The organism is Streptomyces sp. NPDC057271, from assembly GCF_042668715.1.
Taxonomy (GTDB): Bacteria; Actinomycetota; Actinomycetes; order Streptomycetales; family Streptomycetaceae; genus Streptomyces.
This window is the reverse complement of the sequence record NZ_JBHUYJ010000268.1, coordinates 1-1,060: the sequence shown is the minus strand read 5'-3', so window position 1 is coordinate 1,060 and position 1,060 is coordinate 1. Positions and strand designations below refer to the sequence as shown.

Genomic DNA, 1,060 nt, shown 5'->3' with positions numbered 1-1,060 from the left:
CCGGCCCTGGCCACCGCGTCCGGGCCCAGCCGCTGCATCAGCTCGCCATAAGCACGCTCCAGCGTGGCGACATGAGCATCACGCGCCTGGGCGATCGCTCCGGCCGCCTCCGCATCACCCTTCGCCAGAGCCGTCTCATACCGCTCGGTGTACCGCCCTGCCTCCTCACGCGACATCCCCAGCCGCAGCGCCTTCGCCTCCGCCTCAGCGGCACGAACCGACCCCGGATCGGACGGGACATCGTCCGGCACCCCCGGCGCCTGGTCCAGCAGCGCCTCCAACTCCCCCTCCGGCAAAGGGCCGTACTCACCCTCCACGTCCTGGGGACGTTCCCCGTCGCGCAGCGCCTCCACCCGCGCCGCCAGCGCCTCATCGCCAAAACCCGCACCCACCGAAAACTCACCCGGATTGCGCAGAGTGCCCAGCTGAGGCCACAGCAGCTCGCGAAGCGCACCGCTCTCCACCATCGCCGGAGCATCCGCCACACCGTGCTCCCCCAAAAGCACGCCCAGCTTGATCTTCTGCGCCGGGGAAAGACTCTCCAGCACCTCCACGAGCTGGAGGTCCTTGACCGAGTCGGGCAGCTCCGGGAACGCCTCCATACTCGCCCTAAACGCCTCCAGAGCCACGCTGTCCAGCAAGTCCCGCCCCGCGGACAGCGGCTCCCCCTCCGGCACCGGCCGCAAATCACCCAACGCCTGATCCAGCCAGTCACCCTCCCCACCCCGGTCATTCCCGCTGCCGGCCCGCCCCCCCAGACCCTGCCCGCCCTCGCTCACGAAGCCGACCTCGGCGGACGTACCCTCCGCCAGACCCCCCTCCGGAACAACCGTGAACTCCGGCAGAGTGGACGCGCTTGCTGTGACGGTCAGGTCCTGCGGCCGTCCGCCCGCCCGGGACACCGGCGAGGTCACCTCGGGAGCGTTCGTGCTCGTGGCAGCCCCGACCCTGGCACCCTGCGCGTCACCGGCATTCTTCCCGCTGACGACCGTGTCGATGGACGGCGGCCTGCCCGCCGCACTCTGACCCGGCGCGGTGGACGAGGCGGGCCCAGTGGGCG

The 1,060-nt window shown here is 71.3% G+C and carries 1 protein-coding gene; it reads right to left on the bottom strand.

Annotated elements, in window-relative coordinates; genetic code table 11:
- On the bottom strand, nucleotides 1-914 hold a 914-nt coding region (locus ACFUJR_RS39385; protein ID WP_383451327.1), incomplete at its 3' end, for a hypothetical protein.
- Nucleotides 915-1,060: the final 146 nt, after the last annotated feature.